The organism is Falsiroseomonas sp. RANM36 (genome assembly GCF_056682175.1).
In genome coordinates this window covers 111,867-112,791 of record NZ_JBWXTD010000004.1, presented here as the reverse complement: position 1 = coordinate 112,791, position 925 = coordinate 111,867, and the positions used below count along the sequence as shown (strand labels likewise).

The following is a 925-nucleotide window of genomic DNA, read 5'->3' as shown; positions in this document are numbered from 1 at the left end:
GCGCGGCGCGGGGGGGGGGGGGGGGGGGGGGGGGTGTTGCCGGGGGCGCCCGTGCCCCCCCGGGGGGGCTGCCCCGCGCGGCGGCCCCGCCGCGCCCTCACGCGGCCGGCCGGCGGAGCAGGGAAGCGATCACCGCATCCAGCCGCGCCCCCGTCTCGTCGTCGAGCGGCAGGACGAGCGCGAGCGTCGGCCAATCGACGCGCGAGACGCGCACGCTCATCTCGCCGGCGCCGGGCAGGGAGATCCGCAGCTCCCGCCCGGGCGCGAGACCGGCTGGCGGCGCGCCATCCGCCTCGACCGCGATGCCGCCGCGGGACATGTCGCGCAGCCGCCCGCGCAGCGCGAGGCCGCCCTTGCCGGTGATCTCCACCAGGCGGCCATCGCCGGCGACGCGGTCATAGACGCGCCGGTCGCCGCGCGCGCTGCGCAGCGAGGCGAGGAACTGGTCCACCTCCCGCTGCAGCGTGCCGCATTCGTCGCCGACATCCCGCGCGCCGGCCTCCACGTCGCGGCTGACCGCCCGCGCCGCGCCGGCGGCGCGCCGCGCCTCGCCCATCGCGGTCACGGCGCGGCGGGAGCTGTCCAGCACGCGCGTGACATTGGCCGCGATCTCCCGCGTGGCGGCGCCCTGCTGCTCGACCGCGGCGGCGATGGCCGCGGAGGTCTCGCCCATGTCCTGCACCTGGCCGGCCATGTCGCGCACCACGGCGACCGCTTCCTCGGTGACGCCGCGGATCGCCTGGATCTGCGTGGCGATCTCCTCGGTCGCCTTGGCGGTCTGCGCGGCCAGCGCCTTCACCTCCCCGGCGACGACGGCGAAGCCCTTCCCGGCCTCGCCCGCGCGGGCGGCCTCGATGGTCGCGTTCAGCGCCAGCAGGTTGGTCTGGCCGGCGATGTCGCCGATCAGCCGCGCGACATCGCCGAT

Annotated in this window: 1 protein-coding gene; it reads right to left on the bottom strand. The window is 78.5% G+C overall.

Features of this window, described 5'->3' with window-relative positions; translation table 11 throughout:
* Positions 1–97: 97 nt before the first annotated feature.
* Positions 98–925 (bottom strand): methyl-accepting chemotaxis protein (locus AC1MIR_RS14295; protein WP_480028866.1); only part of this gene is annotated, 828 nt, incomplete at its 5' end.